The sequence below is a fragment of the Mycobacterium sp. IDUB_19 genome (assembly GCF_055419445.1).
In genome coordinates, this window is sequence record NZ_JBVAXR010000182.1 from 1 (window position 1) to 895 (window position 895).

1 protein-coding gene and 1 pseudogene are annotated in these 895 nt (G+C 61.5%); one reads left to right on the plus strand and one right to left on the minus strand.

The window, feature by feature from the left end; all coding sequences use genetic code 11:
• Positions 1 to 503: 503 nt before the first annotated feature.
• Entirely contained in the window at positions 504 to 668 is a 165-nt protein-coding gene (locus ACZY0B_RS27795; RefSeq protein ID WP_463767429.1) for a hypothetical protein, read from the plus strand.
• A gap of 57 nt (positions 669 to 725) precedes the next feature.
• On the opposite strand, the pseudogene ACZY0B_RS27800 reads toward ACZY0B_RS27795, so the two are convergent.
• Positions 726 to 895: pseudogene (locus ACZY0B_RS27800) on the minus strand (sensor histidine kinase); the annotation flags it as partial.

Consider the following 895-nt stretch of genomic DNA (forward strand, 5'->3'; position numbering starts at 1 on the left):
CGCGTGGGAGCGGGTAGCGGCAGCAGAGGAAGATCGCCGCCGCGTGGCTTCGTGAATTAACTGCACCGATTCAGATCCTCAGCCTGCACGTTCTCTATTACGTTGCGCCAGTGCAGATATGACAAAAGATGCGGCGCAAAAACATCAGCAAAATCTTGTTTACGCGTGTGCAACAGCGGGGTATGCGGAGGTGTCATTTACCGCAACGGCTATTTGTCACCTCTCGGAAAGGCAAGACGATGAAGTCGAAGAACGCCAAGAAGACCATTCGAGCAGTTGCAGCAGCGACGAGCGTGATCGCCGTGTTGCTGGTACCGACGGGATGCTCCACAGCCGCCGGTGGCACGGGCTGCTCCCTCGTTTGCATCTAGCCAAACGGGACAAGCGCGCTCTCGCTGCGGGATGGCCCCCGCGACCAACATCCGTACCGGAACTACTGGTCGTGGCACCGCCTGCCTATTTATTACTCAACATGTGTCGAATAGTGCCTGGAAGGAACGATCATGAAGCGAAACAGCAGCAAGAAAGCCGTTAAAGCCGTTGCAGCCGCCGCGGGCGTGGCCGCGGTGATGCTCTTACCGGGCTGTTCGACAGCCGCGGGCGGCACCGGTGCACCCGTGGTCGGCGTCACCGGCTGTATTCCGCTTCCTATTGTGGGATGCGCCTAACCGACGGGGGAAAGCGGCCTGCCGGGAACTTCGGTTCCTGGTGGGCCGCCTTCGTTGTCAGCTGATCGGGCCGGCGGAGGAATCCAGCCGGAGATATGCCTGAATCGTCGTTCCGGTGCTGGCGGTGTGGGTGCGCACCAGGTCCGAGAGGGCGTTGACCAGAAACAGTCCACGGCTGGCCGGGCCGGCCGGGCCCGGATCCAGGCGTCCCACCAGCGGGTCGTCAA

Bases quoted from the DNA above. Each gene is read 5' to 3' on its own strand.
- ACZY0B_RS27795 (WP_463767429.1), top strand. From the start codon at position 504: ATGAAGCGAAACAGCAGCAAGAAAGCCGTTAAAGCCGTTGCAGCCGCC.